The sequence below is a fragment of the Bradyrhizobium sp. WSM1253 genome (assembly GCF_000244935.1).
GTDB classification, from domain to species: Bacteria; Pseudomonadota; Alphaproteobacteria; order Rhizobiales; family Xanthobacteraceae; genus Bradyrhizobium; species Bradyrhizobium canariense.
This window is the reverse complement of record NZ_JH600073.1, coordinates 7238314-7258657: the sequence shown is the minus strand read 5'-3', so window position 1 is coordinate 7258657 and position 20344 is coordinate 7238314. Positions and strand designations below refer to the sequence as shown.

At 64.7% G+C, this 20344-nt stretch carries 18 protein-coding genes; 10 read left to right on the top strand and 8 right to left on the bottom strand.

The genetic code is table 11. The features are described 5' to 3' along the window. Positions 1 to 25 precede the first annotated feature (25 nt). The 3 genes from BRA1253DRAFT_RS34995 to BRA1253DRAFT_RS34985 form a co-directional block, all read right to left on the bottom strand. Positions 26 to 2308 carry a flagellar hook-basal body complex protein gene (locus BRA1253DRAFT_RS34995; protein ID WP_007602095.1) on the bottom strand — a complete coding sequence of 761 codons (2283 nt, stop codon included), beginning with the start codon at positions 2306 to 2308 and terminating at the stop codon, positions 26 to 28. A gap of 292 nt (positions 2309 to 2600) precedes the next feature. Next, entirely contained in the window at positions 2601 to 3113 is a 513-nt protein-coding gene (gene msrB, locus BRA1253DRAFT_RS34990) for a peptide-methionine (R)-S-oxide reductase MsrB (protein ID WP_007602094.1), read from the bottom strand. Between the two features lie 85 nt (positions 3114 to 3198). Then, positions 3199 to 4656 (bottom strand): FAD-binding oxidoreductase, encoded by a 1458-nt coding sequence (locus tag BRA1253DRAFT_RS34985; protein WP_007602092.1) that lies wholly within the window; start codon positions 4654 to 4656, stop codon positions 3199 to 3201. A gap of 194 nt (positions 4657 to 4850) precedes the next feature. Between BRA1253DRAFT_RS34985 and BRA1253DRAFT_RS34980 the strand changes: the two genes are divergently transcribed. The 3 genes from BRA1253DRAFT_RS34980 to BRA1253DRAFT_RS34970 all read left to right on the top strand — a co-directional run bounded on the left by BRA1253DRAFT_RS34980 (position 4851) and on the right by BRA1253DRAFT_RS34970 (position 6357). Beyond that, complete coding sequence (locus tag BRA1253DRAFT_RS34980; protein ID WP_007602090.1) at positions 4851 to 5384, top strand: histidine phosphatase family protein; 534 nt, start codon at positions 4851 to 4853, stop codon at positions 5382 to 5384. A 70-nt stretch (positions 5385 to 5454) separates the two neighbouring features. Further along, the gene (locus tag BRA1253DRAFT_RS34975; protein ID WP_007602088.1) at positions 5455 to 5880 is read left to right on the top strand and encodes a universal stress protein; all 426 of its coding nucleotides are present in this window, start codon (positions 5455 to 5457) and stop codon (positions 5878 to 5880) included. 15 nt (positions 5881 to 5895) lie between these two features. After that, positions 5896 to 6357, top strand: coding sequence for a hypothetical protein (locus tag BRA1253DRAFT_RS34970; RefSeq protein WP_007602086.1), 462 nt, complete (start codon positions 5896 to 5898; stop codon positions 6355 to 6357). A gap of 923 nt (positions 6358 to 7280) precedes the next feature. On the opposite strand, the gene BRA1253DRAFT_RS34965 is transcribed toward BRA1253DRAFT_RS34970, so the two are convergent. Further along, a complete protein-coding gene (locus BRA1253DRAFT_RS34965) occupies positions 7281 to 7517 on the bottom strand; it encodes a DUF1127 domain-containing protein (RefSeq protein WP_007602084.1) in 237 nt (78 codons plus the stop codon). 184 nt (positions 7518 to 7701) lie between these two features. On the opposite strand from BRA1253DRAFT_RS34965, the gene BRA1253DRAFT_RS34960 reads away from it, so the two are divergent. Next, the gene (locus BRA1253DRAFT_RS34960; protein ID WP_007602083.1) at positions 7702 to 9045 is read left to right on the top strand and encodes a PLP-dependent aminotransferase family protein; all 1344 of its coding nucleotides are present in this window, start codon (positions 7702 to 7704) and stop codon (positions 9043 to 9045) included. Positions 9046 to 9124: 79 nt separating this feature from the next. Here the strand turns inward: BRA1253DRAFT_RS34960 and BRA1253DRAFT_RS34955 are convergent, their stop codons facing one another. Further along, positions 9125 to 9703: a YdcF family protein gene (locus tag BRA1253DRAFT_RS34955; protein WP_007602081.1), complete on the bottom strand. Its 579-nt coding sequence runs from the start codon at positions 9701 to 9703 to the stop codon at positions 9125 to 9127. Positions 9704 to 9803: 100 nt separating this feature from the next. Continuing rightward, positions 9804 to 10391, bottom strand: coding sequence for a hypothetical protein (locus BRA1253DRAFT_RS34950; protein ID WP_007602079.1), 588 nt, complete (start codon positions 10389 to 10391; stop codon positions 9804 to 9806). A gap of 79 nt (positions 10392 to 10470) precedes the next feature. On the opposite strand from BRA1253DRAFT_RS34950, the gene BRA1253DRAFT_RS34945 reads away from it, so the two are divergent. Further along, positions 10471 to 10905: a hypothetical protein gene (locus tag BRA1253DRAFT_RS34945; RefSeq protein WP_007602071.1), complete on the top strand. Its 435-nt coding sequence runs from the start codon at positions 10471 to 10473 to the stop codon at positions 10903 to 10905. Between the two features lie 14 nt (positions 10906 to 10919). Here the strand turns inward: BRA1253DRAFT_RS34945 and BRA1253DRAFT_RS34940 are convergent, their stop codons facing one another. Continuing rightward, positions 10920 to 12323 carry an MFS transporter gene (locus tag BRA1253DRAFT_RS34940; protein WP_007602067.1) on the bottom strand — a complete coding sequence of 468 codons (1404 nt, stop codon included), beginning with the start codon at positions 12321 to 12323 and terminating at the stop codon, positions 10920 to 10922. 153 nt (positions 12324 to 12476) lie between these two features. After that, a complete protein-coding gene (locus tag BRA1253DRAFT_RS34935; RefSeq protein WP_007602065.1) occupies positions 12477 to 12983 on the bottom strand; it encodes a ferritin-like domain-containing protein in 507 nt (168 codons plus the stop codon). Positions 12984 to 13399: 416 nt separating this feature from the next. Between BRA1253DRAFT_RS34935 and BRA1253DRAFT_RS34930 the strand changes: the two genes are divergently transcribed. The 5 genes from BRA1253DRAFT_RS34930 to kdgD all read left to right on the top strand — a co-directional run bounded on the left by BRA1253DRAFT_RS34930 (position 13400) and on the right by kdgD (position 20343). Beyond that, positions 13400 to 14482: a YbhN family protein gene (locus tag BRA1253DRAFT_RS34930; protein WP_007602064.1), complete on the top strand. Its 1083-nt coding sequence runs from the start codon at positions 13400 to 13402 to the stop codon at positions 14480 to 14482. A gap of 154 nt (positions 14483 to 14636) precedes the next feature. Next, positions 14637 to 16589 (top strand): hypothetical protein, encoded by a 1953-nt coding sequence (locus BRA1253DRAFT_RS34925; RefSeq protein WP_007602062.1) that lies wholly within the window; start codon positions 14637 to 14639, stop codon positions 16587 to 16589. Positions 16590 to 16893: 304 nt separating this feature from the next. Further along, positions 16894 to 18246, top strand: coding sequence for an MFS transporter (locus tag BRA1253DRAFT_RS34920; RefSeq protein ID WP_007602061.1), 1353 nt, complete (start codon positions 16894 to 16896; stop codon positions 18244 to 18246). Positions 18247 to 18368: 122 nt separating this feature from the next. Continuing rightward, on the top strand, positions 18369 to 19274 hold the full coding sequence (locus tag BRA1253DRAFT_RS34915; protein ID WP_007602059.1) for a LysR substrate-binding domain-containing protein: 906 nt from the start codon (positions 18369 to 18371) through the stop codon (positions 19272 to 19274). A 124-nt stretch (positions 19275 to 19398) separates the two neighbouring features. Continuing rightward, positions 19399 to 20343, top strand: coding sequence for a 5-dehydro-4-deoxyglucarate dehydratase (kdgD, locus tag BRA1253DRAFT_RS34910; RefSeq protein WP_007602056.1), 945 nt, complete (start codon positions 19399 to 19401; stop codon positions 20341 to 20343). Position 20344: the final 1 nt, after the last annotated feature.

Here is a 20344-nt window from a genome sequence, read left to right as displayed (position 1 = left end):
CGCCTTTGGTTACGTCACGCCCCAATCAGCGCAACACGTTCAAGAGGTCCTGCACCATCGTATTCGCCGTCGTGATCACCTTCGTGTTGGCCGAATAGGCCTGCTGGGTCACGATCAGCTTGGTGAATTCGTCGGCGATGTCGGTGTTCGAGCCTTCCAGCGACGAGCCGCTGATCGAACCGGAAGCGCCATCGATCGCGGCGCCGGACTGTTCGGTCGCTGAGTAAGCGCCGCCGTCCTGCGCCTTCAGGTAGTTGGTGCCGTTGAAGTGCGACAACGAGACCTGTGCGAGGTCGAGGTTTTGGCCGTTGGAGAAAGTCCCGACCACGAGGCCGTTGTTGTTGACGGCGACCGAGCGAAGCTGACCGGCGGCATAGCCGTTCTGGGTGATGGTGTTGATGGTGACCGCGCCGCTGGTGCTGGCATATTGCGTCAGTCCGCCCGAGGAGATATTGAAAGAGACCGAGCCCAGCGATTGGCCGCTGACGCTGACGTTGTTGATGGTGATACCCGAGCCGCTCGGCGAGGTCAGCGAGCCGTCGGCGGCAAAGGTGAAGGCCTGGCCGGTATTGACCCAGCCGACGGTCGTGCCGGTCGCATTCGGGTCGGTCTGGTAGAACATGTTCCAGCTATCGGCATGGCCCGCGCCCAGCGAGGCGCTGTCGGTCTTGGCCCAGCGCAATTGCAGGTTCACCGGCGTGCCGGCCGCGTTGTAGGCGGTCACCGCGCCACCGCTGATCGATTCCTTGGTGAAGGTGGCGATGTCATTGCCGATCACGCCGCCGGTACCGGCAACGCCACCACCGTCACGATTCTTGGCGATGGTCGAGGTGAAGCCGAGCGCGGCGAAGGCTGCGCTGTTGGAGCTCGCCACCGAGAGGTTGGAAGCTGTGCCGGTGTTCAGCGTGATCACGCCGCCACTGCTGACCGACGACCCCGTTGCACCGGCGAGAGCGTCGATCTTGCCGAGCAGCATCGTGATGTTATCCGTGATATTGATCTGGTTCGGGCCTGATGCGCCGGAGGCCATGAATGTCAGCGTCTGACCGTTGACAGTGATCGTGTCGGGAGGAACCACGGGCGGACCTACTGACCCCGCCTGGAAGCCCGATGTGAGCACCTCGGCGCCGCCGGCCGCCGCCGCGCCGCTCAGCACGGTGGCGCCCGAGATCGCGGGCGAGGACAGCACGTTGCCGCCGCGCGTTACGCTGCTGATGCCAAGCGCCGTGGCCGCCTGGCCGCTACCAACCGGTACGTCGGTGCTGGTGCCGCTGGAGATCACGATGTTGCCGCTGGCGTTGAGCGAGGCGCTAACGCCGGGGCCGCCGGCCAACTGGATAGCGGTGATGATGTCGGACACCTTTGTGGTCGTACCCACGCCGAGACCAATCGCGGTACCGCCAAGGCCGTCGGGCGTGCTGGTCAAGCTGCCATCGAAGACGATATTGTGACCGTTGACGACCAGTGTCTGGCCGACCAGCTGGGTGAGAGTGGTGGAGGCGAGATGGGTGCCGGCGGCGCTATTCAAAGACGTGTTCGTGGATGCCACGGCGGAGGAGTTGTTTTGGAGCGCAACTGCGCCCGTCGCGGTGGTCGACGAGTAGGGTGAACGGATATTGCCGGTTGCAGCAGCCCCGGACGTTGTCGCGTTTGCATACGGCGGAGGCGGCGTGCCGACCGGCAGCGGGTTGGCCGCGAAGTCCGACGGGTTCAGTCCGCCGGCCGCCAGCAGCGTCTTGGTTGCCGCCGTCGTGCTCGCCACGGTGTTCGGCTGGGTCGGCAGGTTCGCCGCGTACTGGATCGAGGTGGTCGCCTGCGCCGGGATGAAGTTGTTCTGGAATTTCAGGACTGTCGCGACGTTGCCTTGCGGGTTGCCCGTCTTCGGGTCGACCGTGACGCCCATCAAATAGTAGCCGGCGCCGTTGACCAGATTGCCGTTGGCATTGAGCTGGAAGTCGCCGCGGCGGGTGTAATAAGTGACGCCGCTGAACACCGGCGCGTTGTCGACGACGCCCGTCGCCTTCTGGATCGAGAAGAAGCCGTCGCCGGTGATCGCCATGTTGGTGGCGACGCTGGAGCCCGAGATCGTCCCCTGCGTGGTGATGGTGGCCTTGGCGTTGGCGGTCACGCCGCCCGCGACCTGCTTGCTCGGGACCGATGAGTCGGGAATGAGATCGACGAAGCTGGTGCCGATGCCCTTGTAGGCGGTGGTGGATGAGTTCGCGATGTTGCCGGAAATGTTCTGCAGCGCGTAGGACTGCGCCTGCAGGCCCCCCACCGAGGTGTTCATTGCATCGAAGATACCCATAACTTTGTCTCCAGATCCGATCTCGGCGGCCGGTCGACCATGGCCGCAGTCGGAGGAGACTGTCGCAAGGGCTATGCCAATGCGGGTTTTCTCAAAAAATCAATGGCTTAATGAAAAAGCCCCGGTCTGATGACCGGGGCACAATTGCCGGGACCGGCAACAATTGCCGGTACTTGCCTGTCATTCCGGGGCGGTCCACAAGACCGAACCCGGAATCTCGAGATTCTCAGGTGCGCAATTGCGCACCATAATTCGATGCTCATGCATCGCTCCGGAATGCTCCAGCGACGCCTTACGTCGCCGACGCAGCCGCGGGATGGAAGACCAGCCCGAAACCGTCGATGCAGTAGCGCAATCCGGTCGGCTTCGGACCATCGTCGAAGACGTGCCCGAGATGGCCGCCGCAGCGCCGGCAATGCACCTCGGTGCGGAGCATGCCAAATGTGCGATCCTCGGTCTTGCCGACATTGCCCTCGATCGGCTGGTAAAAGCTCGGCCATCCCGTGCCGCTCTCGAATTTGGTGTCGGACGCAAACAGCGGCAGGTCGCAGCCGGCGCAGGCGAAGATGCCCTTGCGATGCTCCTTGAGCAGCGGGCTGGAGCCCGGCCGCTCGGTGCCTTCCTTGCGCAGGATCTCATATTGCTGCGGCGTGAGCTGGGCACGCCATTCGGCGTCCGTCTTGTCGATCTCGAATTTCTGCGCGGCTTTCTCTCCAGCCTCCGCGGGCGATGCTCTGAGCCAGCGGAAGGCCGCAAGGCCGAACAGGCCGGCGACAGTCGTCAACAGGATGCGGCGGTCAAACATCTCATTCTCCATGCGGGAGCGTCTACGCCCTGAGATACGGGCTCTCACGGCCGACGTTACACTTCCGGGCGGAGTTTTTCTCACCTTATCGCGAGGCGCCGTCGTCCTGCGGGACCGGTTCCACGGCTTCCGCCACAGGCTTCGGCGGTGGGGCCGGCCGGGGCCGAACCCCGGGCAGCGGACGGCGCGGACCGGTCCCGGCGGCCCGGTTGGCTTCGGCCAGCCGCGCCTCGCGTTCCCGGTCCTTGACCCTGGCACGCTCGCGATAGCGGGCAAGCGAGCCTGCGGCGGCGGAACTCGCCCTGCCCCAGATTCCGACCAGTTGCCCGGCGACGCGCCCCGTCGTTCCACCCGCCCAGACCAGCTCGAACGGCGAGAACAGCTTCCAGCGCTCGTCGCCCCACAGGATGCTGCGCGCGATCATCTGCCCGGCCATGGCCGAAGTGTTCATGCCCTGGCGGCCGAAGCCGCTTGCGACCCAGAGGCCTTTGCGCAACTGGCCGATCTGCGGCATGCCGTGCACGGTCTGGCCGGTGGCGCCGCCGAACATGTCGGTGATCTCGACATTGCCGAGCAGCGGGAAGATCGACCGGATCCGCCGCCTGACGGCGCCCGCAAAGCGTTGCGGGTGCGCCGCCCAGGTGGTCTCCGGACTTTCCCACATCAGGCGGTCGCCATCGACGATCCGGAAGTGATCGACGCCGTCGGAATCCATCACCGATTCCTTGAAGGCGATGATCTCGTGCACGCGCTCGCCGAGCGGCGCGGTGATGCCGGCATAGCGCCAGACCGGCAGCAGCGTCTCCGACAGGCGCCGCAACGGCGCACCGAGATGGATGTTGCCGGCGAGCACAATGTGGGTGGCGCGCAGCCGCGCCGAGGGCGTGACGATCCGCTTGCGGATGCCGGAATGATCTATGCTGACGACTGGCGTATCCTCGAAGATACGGGCGCCTGCGCGCCGCGCCAGCGCCGCAAGGCCATGCACATATTTGCGCCCGTCGACCTGGAACGCTCTCGGATAATACACGCCGTGGAAGTAGTGATCCGTCTTGAGTGCCGCGCGGACGCGATCGACCTGCCAGCCCTCGGCCTCGGTGTCGAAATCCTCGTTTAGCATCTGCAAGCGGCTGATCAGCCGGTCGCCGGCATCGACGTTGGAGACCTCGAGCACGCCGTCGGTCGGGCCGATCCCGGGCATGTTCTCTTCCGTGGCGTTGGCCCGGACAAACTCGGCGCCCTCTTTCGACAGCGTCCACAATTCCCGCGCGTCCTCGAAGCCGATGCGCTCGATCAGCTCGGCGAGCGGCAGCGCGAAGCCCGGCATCACGGTGCCGAGTTGATTGCCGGAAGCGTTCCAGCCGATGTGGCGGCCCTCGAGCACCGCGACGCTGGCCCCCAGCCGGGCCGCCTCGAGCGCAATGGAGAGCCCTGCAAGCCCCGCCCCGATCACGCAGATGTCGGCGTCGAGATCGAACGACAGTCGCGCGCGTTCACGAAAGCCGGCTTCTTCCTGGGACACGCTTGTGAAAGTCTCGCTCATGTCGTTTCTTAGAACATGATCCGGAAAAGTGTGCAGCGGTTTTCCGAAAAGATCATGCTCATAACAAAAATTTAAAGCGCGATGGGGATTTGTCCTAATCTCATCGCGCTTTAGAGGACTGTGCAGGCCCTTGTCACCTTGCCCTCAAGCGGCACCTGTAGATTATTCTGGACGCGTAACGATTCGAGAGTGCCATGCGCCGTTTGATGCTGCTGCGTCACGCCAAGACCGAGACCGACGCGCCGAGCGGCCGTGACCAGGATCGCCGCCTCGACGACCGCGGCCACAAGGATGCCGCCGAGATCGGCGACTGGATGGCCCGCCATCCCCCCTTTCCCGAGGCCGTACTGGTATCGCATGCTGTCCGGGCCCGGCAGACTTGGGACATTGCTTGGGAGACCATGAAGGACCGCGTCGCCGCGCCGCAGGTCGAGGTCCTGCCGGAACTCTACGCCGCCGATCCCGCCCAGATCCTGGAATCCATTCGCACTGCAACCATTCCGGCTGATCCGAGGCAATTGCTGCTGGTCGGCCACAATCCGGGCATGCACGAGATCGCCCTGATGCTGACGGGCGGCGGCGATCCGGCCGCCGCCAAGGCGCTCGCCGACAACCTGCCCACGTCGGGGCTTGCGATCTTCGACTTTGACGTCAAGGATTGGGGTGACGTGGCTTACCGCCTCGGCAAGCTGGTGTTGTTCGTCAGTCCAAAGCTGCTTCGAAGTTAAGGCTGCTTCGATCGGGTTGATCGCGTGACGTGCCGGCAAGACGTCCTGACTGAAAGATTTGGAGGCGCAGATGTTCAAGTCCATCCTCGTGCCCATCGACCTCGCCGACACCGACCTGGCCAAGCCGGCGATCGCGACCGCGGCAACGCTGTCGCAGACCTGGAGCGGGGTGGTGCGCCTGCTCAACGTGCTGCCGATGACGCCGGTGATGCTGGCCGAATACGTGCCGGCCGATTTCGACGAACAGCAGCGCCAGACCTCGGAAGAAGCCCTCGCCATCGTCGCACGCGAGTCCGGCATCGAGCCTTCCCGCATCTCTAGCGTGGTGCGCCAGGGCGGCATCTATCACGAGATCCTGGAGGAAGCCGTGCACATGAAGGCCGAGCTGATCGTGATGACCTCGCACCGGCCGGCGATGCGCACCTATTTCCTCGGCTCCAATGCCGGGCATGTCGTGCGCTACGCAAAATGCTCTGTGTTGGTGGTGAGGCACTGAGCTCGGAGCAATGTCGTGAAGCAATGGTGGCGGAGATGGACGTACGAGATCCCGCTCGCGATCGGCGATGCTTTATGGGAGGTGCTGGTCGTGCAACTGGCCGCACTGCTGGACAGGCTGACGGTGCGGAAGGTGATCGCCTTCATCCCCGTCGTGATCCTCATACTGGCTTACTACCACGGGATCCCAATCCCGCCGGAATTGATGCTGGTCGGCGACTTCCTCGCCTATATCGACATCTTTTCGGTGCTGATCCTGCTCGGCGTGCTCAGCCGCGTCACGACGATGCAGTTCGTCGTTAAACAGGCTGCCGCACGTATCGCCAGGTTCGCGGGCAACGTCGCTGCACATTTGCCGCGCCGGGATGTCCGGCATCGGCGCCAACGCGGCGCAGCGACACGACCTCGCCGAAAGCCCGAGCGCTCCAAAGGCGATCGAGCTCTCGGCGGTTTTTGGGGCCAGGCCGCCTTCGCCTGAACCATATACAAGCTCGTGGCCCGGGTGAGCGAAGCGATACCCGGGACAGCTCGTGTCACGATTCCCGGATAGCGCTTCGCTCATCCGGGCTACTAGCCCTTGCATTGCCCGTCCGGCAAAACACCCAAGCTCTCGGTCAACGCGCGCCGCGAAAAATATTCCACTTTACCGAAATTCGGAATTGCGTATATTCCGCCTCACTCCGGCCCAAGGAAGAGGGGCGTATCGCGATCGTCACGAACGCGGGCCGGACGGCGGTGGACGTTGGCCACATCGGCGCAAACGGCTTTGCAGGGCGGGCAACCGTGAGCGAAGGCGCCGCGCACTCGACCGGTGTGATCGGCGTACGGCGAAATCGTGTGGTCCTGGCGCCCGGGGTCTGTGCGCCAAGTGTTGCGGTGATGTGGGTTGCCCGACCGGGCATCCGCATCAGCCATCCGCAAGGCGACGGGGGCAATAGTGCATCGTCCCCGGGGAGAGCGCGACATAAGCCGTAAAGCCACTGCGCAGGGAAGGCCGGATGTTCAGGCTTCACCTGTATGCCACTGTGCAGATTTTCTTACTGCAATTTCGCACAGTGGACCGCGGGTGCCAGCCGGCGCCCGGTCTTCCCTGCGCCCTCTTTCGTTAGAGGGTGAGGCGACGAAGCAAAGCTCGGGCGAAACAAGCCGCGAGGATGCGAAGCTGTGTCTACGATAAAAGTACGAGTTAAAGGAACGACAGTGCTACCCACCAACGCCTTCATTGCGAGCGCAGCGACTTGTCCGCCGAAGCTTTAGCGAAGGCGGAAGCAATCCAGAGTCTTTCCACGGTGGGTTTCTGGATTGCTTCGCTGCGCTCGCAATGACGATATCGAAGCAGATGCGCCTGAAAACTCAGTCTGGTGCCCCGGACGCAGCGCGTCCGGGACAAGAGCGAAGCGCTTACAGAAACCGCGTCAGCTCTGCTTTGGCCTGACCGTAGACCGCATCCTCGATCTGGCTGCGCGTGATACCGATGTCGCGCAAGGCGCGGTCATCGAGGTCGTTCAGCGTCTTGACGGCGGAGCGGCGCTCCAGGGCGTCGAACAGCGCATAGGCGCCGTGGGCGAGCTTGCGAAAAAATCCGTCTGACGAGGATGAGCGTAAACTCCGCCCGGCGGTCTGCGAGATCGTGGTCATTGTCCTTCTCCGGCCTGTTGTCCACGCGGCGATGCGGATGCCGTTGGCGCAAGCGCCCGAGCGCCTGCACCTCATTTGCCGTCGGATTGCTCTCGCTCTCCTCGGCTCAATCGTGAAGCTTGATGGAACTTAAATGCTCCAGTACACTACTCGGAGCAAGTGAAACATTGCTCTCGGTGCAATAATGTCCAAGTTCGAATACGTGAAGCTTGCCGATGCCATTGCTCTCGATATCTCTAACGGCACGTTAAGGCCGGGCGACCGGCTGCCGCCGCAGCGCAATTTTGCCTATGACCGTGGCATCGCGGTCTCGACCGCGAGCCGGGTTTATACGGAGTTGCTCCGCCGCGGCCTCGTCGTTGGCGAGGTCGGCCGCGGCACCTTCATCTCCGGCGACATCAGGCGCGAGGTCGAGGCGCTGAGCGAGCCGCGCGACGCGCGGATCGATTTCGAGGTCAATTATCCGCTGCTGCCGCAGCAATGGGCGATGATCGCCAAGAGCCTTGCGGGCCTCGAACGCGTTGACGCGCTCGAATCCGCGCTGCGCGTCTCCACCAGCACCGGCACCAAGAGCGCGCGCAATGCGGCCGCCGCCTATCTCGCGCGCAAGGATTTTGCACCGCAGGCCGAGCAGATCGTCTTCACCGCGAACGGCAAGCAGTCGCTCGCGGCCGCCCTCGCAGCCCTCGTTCCCACCGGCGGCCGCTGCGGCGTCGAGGCGCTGACCTATCCGTACGTCAAGAGCATCGCCGCGCGGCTCGGCGTGACGCTGGTCCCGATACCGATCGACGAATTTGGCGCACGCCCCGACGCCATCCAGAAGGCGCATCGCGAGGCACATCTGTCGGCGCTGTATCTCCAGCCCATCATCCAGAACCCGCTCGGCGTCACCATGAACGCGACACGGCGCGCCGACATCATGCGCGTCGCCGAGAAGCTCGATCTCACCATCATCGAGGACGCCGTCTATGGCTTCCTCGCCGACGACACGCCGCTGGCCGCACTCAACCCGGACCGCTGCATCGTGATCGACAGCCTGTCCAAGAAGGTCGCGCCGGGCCTTGCGCTCGGCATCCTCGTCGCGCCGCCGCGATTGCGTGAGAGCGTGATGAGCGCGGTCCGCACCGGCGGCTGGATTGCGTCCGGCCATGCGCTGGCGTCCGGGCAGCGGCTGATGGCCGACGGCACCGTCGCCGAGCTGACGCGGCTGAAACGCATCGACGCTACGCGCCGCCAGCAAACCGCGGCAAGGCTGCTCGCCGGCTACCAGCTCGCCGCCGATCCGCGCTCCTATCATCTCTGGCTCACGCTGCCGGCACACTGGCGCTCGCAGACCTTCGTCGCCGCAGCAGCCCGGCGCGGCATCGCGCTGACACCGTCCTCGACCTTCGCGATCGCCCATGGCCACGCACCGAACGCAGTGCGGCTCGCGCTCGCCCCGCCTTCCTTCGAGCAGCTCGATTCCGGCCTGCGCACGATCGCATCGCTGCTCGGCACCAAGGAAGAGGATTTCGACTCGACGGAGTAGCTAAAGCGTTTTCGAGCGAAGTGGGTACCGGTTCGCGTCAAGAAAACACGTCAAGCAATAATCTGATGCGCTCCCCCGTTCAGGCCTCCGGCCATTCCGCGATGAAGCCCTTCGCCTTGTAAGGCTCGATCTTGTCCCATTCATGCAGCATGCGGCGACGAAATTCGGGATCGGTGTGCCAGAGCGTCCGCGGCGTCGCAAAGCTGTCGACCGTGAGCAGCATTTTCTCGACCTCCGGCCAGTGCCGGTGCAGCGTCATTGGATAGCGCCGCGCGGTCCAGGTGTTGCCGAGGCAGATCACGGTGCGGACATTGTGCAGCCCGAGCGCCGCGTCAATGATCGGCAGCGAAAGGATCACGTTCTCGCCTGTGTTTTGGGCATGATGTTCCTCGAGAATTCGGTCAGCTGGAATGCCGGCCGCGACCATCGCCGCCTTGATAATCGTGCACTCGGATTGCTCCGAGCCCGCCGTCACGCCGCCGCTGACAACCGACCAGCGGAAATAGCCCTGGCGCCATAGTCGCCCCGCCGTATCGGCCCGCAGCGTGACGTCCTCTCGGGTGCCGAACATAAACAGGAGGTCCGCCGGCTGCAGCGGCGTATCGATCAGATGGGCGCGGTTGATCTCGGAGATCTCATCCGCCGAAGGCCTACGCATGCCGCGGTCCATGGTTGACATGGCAGCACGATGCGACACCGGGGCAACGGCGCGAAGTCACGTTTGGTTGCGGCCCATTGCACCCAAGGCAACACGGCCATTAGGGCAGCAAAGCGCTCGGCACGCGATCGAAGCTGTAGCTCCGCGGCTGGTTACGCCGCACGAAGCCGCCGATCTGCCAAGCGAACAGCGCGGCAAAACCGATGATGAACAGCGCGCCGGCGAATTCGCTGATCGCAAGCGCCCGGACCAGGAGCGCCGTCATCGCCACTGCAAGCACCGCAAGAAAAGCCAGCATTGTCGCGTAGGTCCTGCGGCCAAGGCCCGCGGTCAACTCGGCTTGGCTGCCGGCCTGCGCCATGCGCGCGTGCAACGCGACGATGAAATTGCGAAAACCATTGTCCTGCGGCGCCATCAGCGCCGCCGTCTGCCAACTCGTCGACAGAATCCTGATGCGGCCGCCACTGGCATGGCTGACATCGGCGCGAAAGCGATGCTGCTGCATCGAGACGGGGCGGAACGACAACCGGATTGCACTGATCTCGTCATAACGCCACAGGCCCGAACGGCCGCCGATGTGCCAGGACAGCCCCTCCTCCGTCAGCTCGAAGCGATGCGCCGAGCCGATCAGCGACGCCTTGTAGGCGTAGCTCGCGCCCGCAGCCGCCTCGGCTCCCGAATCCTGCATCTTCACAAACAATCCAATCCGGGCGATCCCATCTGCGATCCGCTTGCGTGGGCGCCCTGCCCCATCCTACAAGCGGGACATGGCTGAGACGATTTTTTTTCCGCGCCGCCTGATTCTCGGCGCCGCCGTGATCTCCGGCGTGCTGCTCGCGCTCGCCGTGCACATGCTGGGCGCCCGCTACGGGCTCGACCTCGGCGGCCTCTGGCACTCGGACACGCACGAGTTCATACCGGCGGGCGCGGCGATCGCCTGGTGGCTGATCGCCTCCGTCGGCTTCTCCGGCGGTTATTTCACGGCGACATTGATGCAGAGCGCCGTCTCGGGCCAGATCCCGCAACGGATGCGGCAATTCCTGATCGCGGTCGGCGTGCTGCTGCTTGCGGGTGCGGGCCAGGTGGCCTCGGCGCCGAGCCCGGTCCCGACGGTCTCGGGCGTGCTGGCCGGGATTGCCGCGCTGGGCCTCGGTGCCGCGATGGCGTTCTGCGGCGCGCATTTCGCACTGCGCCGCGGCTGATTCCTCCACACAGTTCACCCGCGCGAACGCGCGCCGATCCCGATCACGGCGGCAGCGAGCACGAGGACGGTGGCCGAGACCGCCAGCGATGCGTGCAGGCCGGTCATGAACGCGCCTTCCGAGGCCACTAGCGAACCGAATAGCGCAACGCCGAGCACGCTGCCTGTCTGCCGCGTCGCGTTCAGGACGCCCGCCGCGATGCCGGAGCGCGCCTTCTCGACGCTGCCCAACAAGGTCGAGGTCAGCGGCGGCACCAGCAGCCCAAGTCCGCTGCTGATCGCGATCATCTGTGCAAAAATCGCCCAATAGCTCGTGCCGGCTTCGATCCAGAGCAGGCCGACGCAACCGAGCGCCGAGACGCAGGCGCCGACGACGATGGTCGGGCACGCCCCGATACGCTCGGCGAGACGAGGCGCCAGCAGATTGACTGGAAGCACCACCGCCATCATCGGCACGAAGGCGAGACCGGTCCACCACGCCGACAGGCCGTTGATCCTCTGGAAGTACAGGCTGAGCACGAAGATCAGCCCGTAGATCGCGACGTTCACGAGCAGGCCGACGAGTGCGGTCAGGCTGAACAGCCGGTGATCGAACAGGGACAGGGGCAGCATCGGCTGCGTCGCGCGGCTCTCGCGCCAGACGAACAGCACCGCCAGGAGAGCGGCTGAAGCGAACGCCGCGAGCACAGCCGGATGCTGCCAGCCAAGCGCGCCCCCCTCGATGATCGCGCCGGCGAGCGCCCCCAGCGCACCAATCGCCGCGAGCTGGCCGGGCAGATCGATCTCGCGTGAGGGCGCGCGCGTGGTCTCGGTCGCATAGCGCCAGCTCAGCCAAAGGCCGATGAGGCCGATCGGAAGGTTGACGAGAAAGATCGCGCGCCAGCCGACCACTGTGATCAGCGCGCCGCCGACGAAGGGGCCCGCGGTGAGCGCGAGGCTCGCACCGGCCGCCCAGATCGCGACGGCGCGGCCGCGCTCGCGGTCATCCGGATAGGCATGATTGAGCAGGGCAAGAGAATTCGGCACCAGGATCGCCGCCGCCAGCCCCTGGACCAGCCGCGCCCCAATCAGCACGGTCGCATTGGGCGACAACGCACAGGCGAGCGAGGCCGCGGTGAAGATTGCGAAGCCCGCCATGAAGACGCGCTTGGCGCCGATGCGGTCGCCGAGTGCGCCGGCCGTCAGGATGAAGGCGGCAAACGCAATGGTGTAGGCGCTGACCACCCATTGCAGCTCGGCGACGCCGCCGCCGAGCGTCCTGCCCATGGCGTCGAGCGCGGTGTTGACGATGGTGACGTCAAGCTGCACCACGCCATAACCAAGGCTCATCGCGGCAAGGGTGAGAGACGTCGCAAGGCGGGAGCCGGAATGCGGCGCGCCGGCTTCGAAGGCTTCGTATCTGGCGGTGCTTACTCGCATGCTGCCATCTCGGTTGCAGCCCCATGCGAACGATACACTTCCCGCTCGCCGTCATGTTACGACAACGATCGAATGATGCATGCGTAATGGATGCGTAACGTGCGAGCGTCGCGCGGATGACCGCGCGACGCTCTATCCTGGCTAAGCCTGGCCTCAGCTTGCAGCGCGCAGATTCACCTTGCTCTCGGCGATCGTGGTCAGCTTCTTGTCGGTGGCCTTCTCCTCCTCGAGCGTCTTGGCGAGCATGCTGGCGCAGTCGTTGCGGCCGAGTTGCTTGGCCCAGGCGATCAGGCTGCCGTAGCGGACGATCTCGTAATGCTCCGCCGCCTGCGCCGCGTTGATCAGCGCGGCGTCGAGCACCGCCTTGTCGGCGACTTCGCCGGCCGTCTCGTCGGCTTCCTCGATGATGCCGTCGATCGCGGGGCAATCGACCGCCTTCACCTGCGCACCGTGCATCTTGAACACTTCCTCGAGCCGCTTGACGTGCTCCCTGGTTTCTTCGAGGTGCGTCAAAAAGCCCTGCTTCAGCTGCGGATCGGTCGCCTTATCCGCCATTTTCGGCAGTGCCTTGGTGAGCTGCTGCTCGGCGTAATAGATGTCCTGGAGCTGATGCACGAACAGGTCGTTCATGGTTTTGATGTCTTTTGTGAACAATCCCATCGGTCCGATCCTCTCGGGTTGTGGGAACACGGAGGCACCGGCTTTCAGGAGAAGCCGGTTATTCCGCCATGTTCGATTGCTGATGCGGCACTAACCAGCGCACGGCATCGTCGTTCCAAAAAAGCCCGCATCCCTTGCGCTGGAACAATGCCGGCCGTGCAGGATCTGAAATCATGTCACGGACGGACGCGACCGGTCCTACGACTCATATGCTTAACGCGCGTCCGATGTGAACTGCGTATGACAAAGTGGCTGGTCCAAGACAGAACCTATCCTTGTCAAGGGCTGCACAAGTCACTGTTTTTGCCTTAAATGAGCTACATCATGTCTAGCGATCCAAGCCCACATCGGGCACTGATCGCATCCGACCGGCCAATGTCTGGCCTGGTCGGTCTTGCCCCCCGCCGGGAGGATGAATGCACGGACTGCTGACCGCGCTGAAGCGCGGCTTCAAGAGATGGATCGGCTGGCGGCGACTCGGCGTTGCGGCGAGCGTCTTTATCATCGCGTTCGCGATCACCACGCTGGTGCGCACCCTCAAGGGCATCGACACCGGGGTCATCCTGACCGCGTTGACCGAGATCCCCCGCGAAAACATCGGGCTGGCGGCGATTTGCGTATGCTTCGCGTTCTGTACGCTGACCTTCTACGACTTTTTTGCACTGCGAACGATCGGCAAGAAGCACGTGCCCTATCGCATCGCAGCGCTCTCCAGCTTCACGTCCTATTCGATCGGCCACAATATCGGCGCCACAGTCTTCACCGGCGGCGCGATCCGCTTCCGGATCTATTCGGATTACGGGCTGAATGCGATCGACGTCGCCAAAATCTGCTTCCTGTCGGGCCTGACCTTCTGGCTCGGTAACATCTTCGTGCTCTCGATCGGCATGACCATCCATCCGGATGCCGCCTCCTACATGGATCAGCTGCCGTCGTCGATCAACCGGCTGATTGCGATCGGCGGCCTCGCCTCGATCGGCGCCTATCTGGTCTGGCTGTGCATGGGCGAGAAGCGCCGCGAGCTCGGCCAGAAGGGCTGGAAGGTGGTGCTGCCGTCAGCGCCGCTGACGCTGGTGCAGATCCTGATCGGCGTCGTCGATCTCGGATTCTGCGCGCTGGCGATGTACCTTCTGGTGCCGGCCACTCCGCAGATCGACTTCCTGTCGCTCTCCGTGGTGTTCATTCTGGCGACATTGCTCGGCTTCGCCAGCCACGCCCCCGGCTCGCTCGGCGTGTTCGACGCCGCCATGCTGGTGGCGCTGCCCGAATTTGGCCGCGAGCAGCTTCTGGCCACGCTCCTCGTCTTCCGCATCCTCTATTTCGTGATCCCGTTCGGTCTTGCCATCTCCATCATGGGCACACGCGAGCTCTGGATGAATGTGGTGGAGCCCTGGCAGGAGCGTCGACGGCTGGCGGAGGCCTGCGCGCAGGCCAACCTGCCCAAGCAGGTGGCAGCGATGGAGCGCGAGCGGTCGCTGCGGCAGGCCAGCAAACGCTGAGCATGATCCGGAAAAGTGCGAAGCGGCTCTCCGAAAAGATCATGCTCCGTCGATAGTCCGCTAGACGGCGGCCGGTAAAACCTTCAGACCAATGTTGCAGGCGGAGAGCAGCTCTCTTATTTCCGCCTCAACTTTGCCGTTGAAAACGCGGGCCATGATCCCTGTATTCCTTCGCCGTTTCCTCGCCGGTGCCCTGCTGCTCGCCGAGCTCCTCACCGCCTTGCCGCCGGAGCGGGCGGCCGCGCAGGACGCCGGCGCCATGCAGATCAGCTGGGAGGTGCGCAACCGCTTCCGGCTGTTCCGCGAGGAGCGCGACTTCCTGCTCCATGTCGAGAACGCGCGTAACCGCAGCATCCTCGCCGCAGAGCAATCGCTGGAGCTCCAGAGCGAGGGCCGCGGCTGGGCCCGCAACATGGTCAACCGGCTCTGCATCGACCTCCAGGGCCGGGTCAACCAGCCCTGCACCCGCGACAACACGAAGGAAAACTACCTCACTCCCCTCGACCATCCCGTCACTGTGCGCCTCGCCGGCGCGGTGCCGGTCGGCGCGACTTGCGCCTGGTCGTTCGACGACGGCGACGGGCCGCAACAATCCACCTTCGACTGCGCCGAGCCGGTCAATCTGCGGGTCCGTTACGGCAAGCAGACGGTCGCGAGCGTCGATGTCTCCTCCGGCTCCGATCCGACCCAGCGGGTCCAGACCGAGATCCAGGTCCGCGACATCTTCGTCGCTGGCCTCGGAGACAGCATCGCCTCGGGCGAAGGCAATCCGGACCGGCCGCTGGCGCTGTCGGACGAAGGTTTTTGCTTCCGCTCCTATCTCGGCACCGCCGGCGCGCAGTATTATCGGCCGAGCCGCGCCGGCTTCAAGGGCGGCCGCGCCTGCGAAGCGCCCGATACGCTTGCTAACTGGCAGCGCTACAGCGCGCTCTGGTTCAACTCGCCCTGCCACCGATCGCTCTACAGCTACCAGGCCCGCACCGCGCTGGCGCTCGCCGTACGCTACACCCACGTCGCCGTGACCTTTCTGCCGCTCGCCTGCACCGGCGCCAGCATCAGCGACGGGCTGCTCGGCTCGCAGCGCGCCCGCGAATGCCCGCCCGGCAAGACCGGCGTCTGCAACATCAGCGTGAACGCGCAGGTCGCCGAGCTGCGCGAGGCGCTGACCGCGGCCCGGAAACGCCAACCCGAGCGCACGCTCGACCTCGTGCTGCTCTCGGTCGGCGCCAACGACGTCTATTTCTCCGGCCTCGTCGCCGACGTGATCGTCGAGACCGCAACCGAGCGCGCGATATTCCGGCGCTCCGGGGTGATGGCGAGCGTCGATGATTCCCGCGATGCGCTGGCGCGCGAGCTGCCGCAGAATTTCGTCAAGCTGCGCGAGGCGCTCAAGCCGCTGGTCGGCGGCGACCTCTCGCACGTGGTCTACGTCTCCTACGCCAACCCGGCGCTCGCCGATGGTGGGGTGCCCTGCCGCGGCGGCCGCGCCGGCTTCGACATTCATCCGTCCTTCAACGCCGACCCGCAGCGCCTCGCCCGCGTCTCGACCTTCGTCGACACCGAATTCCTGCCGCAACTGAAGGGGCTCGCCACCTGCACCCGCGGCGCGCTGTGCCGCGATCCCGAGGCCGACCGCATGACCTTCGTGGATTCACATCAGGCAGCGTTCGCCGATCATGGCTTCTGCGCGCATTCGGGCAACGATCCCGAATTCGACCGCACCTGCTTTGCCGAGAACGGCCAGAGCTTCAATCCTGACATCGTGAGCGCAGCGAGCCAGCCGATGCTGTGCGGCCGCGGCGCCTCCGAATTCCGCGCCTATTTGCCGCGCGCGCGCTGGATCCGCGACGCCAATGACAGCTATTTCGCGGCGATGACCTATCCGCAAGGCTTGCCGGCAGCAAGCCAGCCGACCGACATCCATGACGCGACCTGGGGCGTGCTCTCCGCCGTCTATGGCGGCGCCGTGCATCCGAGCGCCGAAGGGCACGCCGCGATGGCGGACGCGGCGCTGCCGGCCGCAAGCGCCGTGCTGGGACTCGATGCGGCACCGCCGGGCGTGACACGCGGGCTGCTCGCGCCGCTGCTGCCAGGCGCGCGGCAGTAGTAGCAAAGGCGAGCGCTCACTCCACTCTCGGTGTCATCGCCCGGCTTGACCGGGCGATCCAGTGCGCCGTGACAGACGTGATTGAATCGAGATGCCGCGGCGTACTGGATTCCCCGCTTTCGCGGGAAATGACAGTTGAGTACGTGGTGAGCGCGTTCGCCATCACCTCAATCGTTCCTCCCCCCTGCCGTTCCATCCATCCAAAAACGGCATCGATCGATACTGCCTTGAACTTGGACACTTTGCCGCGCGCACCTCTAGGAGTCGCAGTGGGGAAACGTTTCGAGTTCTAAGGAGGCGCGCAATGAGCGCAGTGATGTCCGCAGCGGACGTGAGAAGGTCTCGCGTTAGGCTGTTCATCGTGACCATGTTGTTCCTGGTCACGACCGTCAATTATGCCGACCGCGCCACGCTGTCGATCGCGGGCCCCGCGCTTTCCAAGGAGCTGCATCTCGATCCCGTCGCGATGGGCTACATCTTCTCGGCGTTCGGATGGTCCTATGTGATCGCGCAGGTGCCGGGTGGCTGGCTGCTCGACCGCTACGGCTCCCGCCTCGTCTATGCCTTCAGCATCATCGTCTGGTCGCTGTTCACGACGCTGCAGGGCTGGGTCGGCTTCTTCAGCGCCGGCACCGCGATCACCGTGCTGTTCGGCCTGCGCTTCCTCGTCGGCATCGCCGAAGCGCCGTCTTTCCCCGCCAACGCCCGCATCGTTGCGGCCTGGTTTCCCGGCAATGAGCGCGGCACCGCGTCGGCCTTCTTCAATTCCGGGCAGTATTTCGCCACCGTTATCTTCGCACCGCTGATGGGCTGGATCGCGCACGATTACGGCTGGCGCTACGTGTTCTTCGTGATGGGCGCGCTCGGCATCATCATGGGCCTGGTCTGGATCAAGACAGTCTACGGGCCGAAAGAGCACCCCGGCATCAACGAGGCCGAATTCGATTACATCAAGGACGGCGGCGCGCTGGTCGATCTCGACGCGCCCAAAGACGATCTGAAGCAAGAGCGCACGCCCGAGGCCGGCTCCGGGTGGGATCACATCCGCCAGCTGCTTTCCAACCGTATGATGCTCGGCGTCTATCTCGGCCAGTACTGCATCAACACGCTGACCTACTTCTTCCTGACCTGGTTCCCGGTCTACCTCGTCAAGGAGCGCGGCCTGTCGATCCTGCAAGCCGGCTTCGTCGCGACGCTGCCGGCGCTGTGCGGCTTCATCGGCGGCGTGCTTGGCGGCGTCATCTCCGACGCGATCCTGCGCAAGACCGGCTCGTTGACGATGGCGCGCAAGATCCCGATCGTCGGCGGCATGCTGCTGTCGATGTCGATCATCGCCTGCAACTATGTCGACGGCCAGGCGCTGGTGGTCGGCTTCATGGCGCTCGCCTTCTTCGGCAAGGGCATCGGCGCGCTCGGCTGGGCTGTCGTCTCCGACACGTCGCCGAAGGAAGCCGGCGGCGTCTCGGGCGGCCTGTTCAACACCTTCGGCAACCTCTCCTCGATCAGCACCCCGATCGTGATCGGCTACATCCTGGCCGCGACCGGTTCGTTCAACGGGGCGCTGATATTCGTCGGCGCCAATGCGCTGGTGGCCGCATTCGCCTATCTCGTGGTCGTCGGCAAGATCGAGCGCGTAGTGCTCAAACGTTCCTCCTGAGGGCTCCCATGGGAGCTTGACCAGGCAACTTAACGGCGGCTTCACGGCCGCCGTCTTTGTTTTGGGAGTAATCGATGCTAGAAGCGCCGGGGAAACGCCTTATCCATCTAAGGCATGTATCGATGTTCGACCTCAATCAGCTCCGCTGTTTCGTCACGGTGGCGGAAGAACTGCATTTCGGCCGCGCCGCCGCGCGACTGAACATGACCCAGCCGCCGCTGTCCCGGCAGATCCAGGTGCTGGAGCACATCATCGATGCGCCGCTGCTGGAGCGTACCAGCCGCTCGGTGCGCCTGACGCCGGCCGGGCGCAGCTTCCTGCCGGAAGCGCGGCGCATCCTGAAGCTTGCGGAAAGCGCCTCGCAGGTCGCCCGCCGTATCGCGCTCGGCAAGTCCGGCTCGCTCAAAATCGGCTTCACCGCGGCCGCCGCCTATGGCTTCCTCCCCGAGCTCGTCGCCGCCTGCCGCGCCAAGCTGCCCGAGGTGGACTTCTCGCTGAAGGAGATGGTGTCGGGCGACCAGTTCGAGGCGCTGACCTCGGGCCAGATCGATGCCGGCCTGCTCAGGCCACCGATCGCGCGCCCGGAAATCGCCAGCCGCCGCGTCGTCGCCGAACCCCTGCTCGCCGCGATCCCGAAAAAGCATCCGCTGGCGAATGCCGAGAGCGTCACGATCAAGGATTTCGACAACCAGCCCTTCGTGATGTATTCGCCCTATGAGAGCCGCTACTTTCACGACGTGCTGGTGGCGCTGTTCACCCGCGCCGACATTCTGCCGCGCTATGTCCAGCATCTCAGCCAGATCCACTCCATCCTTGCCATGGTACGCGCCGGCCTCGGCCTCGCCATCGTGCCGGCGGCGGCGGCGAGCCTGAAGATCGCGGACGTCCGCCTGCGGCCGCTGAAGCTGCGCACCCGCGTTCCGGTCGAGCTGTTCATGGTCTGGCGCCGCGACGACGAGAATCCACTGCTGTCGGCGCTCGTCAAAATCGCGAGCGAATTGTCCTCGGCGGAGGTGATGGAAGATTGATGCTGAATTCGCATCGGTCGATATAGGGTTTGGCTTGGACCCGCATCGAACGGTCTCCTAAACCACGGCGCATGGACGCGCAGCCTTTGCGTCCTCCACAACACGAGACCAGGGAGCAGCGCCCATGAGCAAGATGACCCCGCAGGAAATGGCCCAGAAGATCGGATCCGGCCTGCTGTCTTTCCCCGTCACGCCGTTCAAGGCGGATTACTCCTTCGACGAGGCGACCTACCGCGCCAACATGGACTGGCTGTGCGGCTATGACGTAGCAGGCCTGTTCGCCGCAGGCGGCACCGGCGAGTTCTTCTCGCTGACGGCCGCCGAGGTTCCGCAGGTCGTGAAGATCGCCGTGGACGAGACCAAGGGCCGCGTGCCCGTGCTCGCCGGCACCGGCTACGGCACCGCCACCGCGCGCGAGATCGCGATCGGCGCGGAGAAGGCCGGCGCCGACGGCCTGTTGCTGCTGCCGCCCTATCTCACCCATGCCGAGCAGGACGGACTTGCCGCCCACGTGGAAGCGATCTGCGCCTCCGTGAAGATCGGCGTCATCGTCTACAACCGCGACAACGCCATCCTCCAGCCCGATACGCTCGCCCGCCTCGCCGAGCGCTGCCCGAACCTCGTCGGCTACAAGGACGGCATCGGCGACATCGAGCTGATGACCCGCGTCTACACCAAGCTCGGCGACCGCCTGACCTATATCGGCGGCCTGCCGACCGCAGAGACCTTCGCACTGCCCTATCTCGACATGGGCGTGACGACCTACTCTTCGGCGGTATTCAACTTCGTTCCGGAATTCGCCACCAACTTCTACGCCGCCGTGCGCAAGCGCGACCATGCGACGATCCACGCCGGCCTGAAGGATTTCATCCTGCCGCTGATCGCGATCCGCAACCGCAAGAAGGGCTATGCGGTCTCGATCATCAAGGCCGGCATGAAGGTGATCGGCCGCGATTCCGGCCCGGTCCGCCCGCCGCTGACCGATCTCACCGAGCAGGAGATCGCGGAGGTGACAGCGCTGGTGAAGAATCTGCCCGCCATCCGATCGTCACAACAGGCTGCAGAATAAC

What these genes read in the sequence shown, in the direction of transcription:
- BRA1253DRAFT_RS34980 (WP_007602090.1), top strand. Translation starts at nt 4,851, where the DNA reads ATGCGCCGTTTGATGCTGCTGCGTCACGCCAAGACCGAGACCGACGCG.
- BRA1253DRAFT_RS34955 (WP_007602081.1), bottom strand. Translation starts at nt 9,703, where the DNA reads ATGCGTAGGCCTTCGGCGGATGAGATCTCCGAGATCAACCGCGCCCAT.
- BRA1253DRAFT_RS34965 (WP_007602084.1), bottom strand. Translation starts at nt 7,517, where the DNA reads ATGACCACGATCTCGCAGACCGCCGGGCGGAGTTTACGCTCATCCTCG.
- BRA1253DRAFT_RS34975 (WP_007602088.1), top strand. Translation starts at nt 5,455, where the DNA reads ATGTTCAAGTCCATCCTCGTGCCCATCGACCTCGCCGACACCGACCTG.
- kdgD (WP_007602056.1), top strand. Translation starts at nt 19,399, where the DNA reads ATGAGCAAGATGACCCCGCAGGAAATGGCCCAGAAGATCGGATCCGGC.
- BRA1253DRAFT_RS34925 (WP_007602062.1), top strand. Translation starts at nt 14,637, where the DNA reads ATGATCCCTGTATTCCTTCGCCGTTTCCTCGCCGGTGCCCTGCTGCTC.
- msrB (WP_007602094.1), bottom strand. Translation starts at nt 3,113, where the DNA reads ATGTTTGACCGCCGCATCCTGTTGACGACTGTCGCCGGCCTGTTCGGC.
- BRA1253DRAFT_RS34935 (WP_007602065.1), bottom strand. Translation starts at nt 12,983, where the DNA reads ATGGGATTGTTCACAAAAGACATCAAAACCATGAACGACCTGTTCGTG.
- BRA1253DRAFT_RS34920 (WP_007602061.1), top strand. Translation starts at nt 16,894, where the DNA reads ATGAGCGCAGTGATGTCCGCAGCGGACGTGAGAAGGTCTCGCGTTAGG.
- BRA1253DRAFT_RS34960 (WP_007602083.1), top strand. Translation starts at nt 7,702, where the DNA reads ATGTCCAAGTTCGAATACGTGAAGCTTGCCGATGCCATTGCTCTCGAT.
- BRA1253DRAFT_RS34945 (WP_007602071.1), top strand. Translation starts at nt 10,471, where the DNA reads ATGGCTGAGACGATTTTTTTTCCGCGCCGCCTGATTCTCGGCGCCGCC.
- BRA1253DRAFT_RS34950 (WP_007602079.1), bottom strand. Translation starts at nt 10,391, where the DNA reads ATGCAGGATTCGGGAGCCGAGGCGGCTGCGGGCGCGAGCTACGCCTAC.
- BRA1253DRAFT_RS34995 (WP_007602095.1), bottom strand. Translation starts at nt 2,308, where the DNA reads ATGGGTATCTTCGATGCAATGAACACCTCGGTGGGGGGCCTGCAGGCG.
- BRA1253DRAFT_RS34930 (WP_007602064.1), top strand. Translation starts at nt 13,400, where the DNA reads ATGCACGGACTGCTGACCGCGCTGAAGCGCGGCTTCAAGAGATGGATC.
- BRA1253DRAFT_RS34985 (WP_007602092.1), bottom strand. Translation starts at nt 4,656, where the DNA reads ATGAGCGAGACTTTCACAAGCGTGTCCCAGGAAGAAGCCGGCTTTCGT.
- BRA1253DRAFT_RS34915 (WP_007602059.1), top strand. Translation starts at nt 18,369, where the DNA reads ATGTTCGACCTCAATCAGCTCCGCTGTTTCGTCACGGTGGCGGAAGAA.
- BRA1253DRAFT_RS34940 (WP_007602067.1), bottom strand. Translation starts at nt 12,323, where the DNA reads ATGCGAGTAAGCACCGCCAGATACGAAGCCTTCGAAGCCGGCGCGCCG.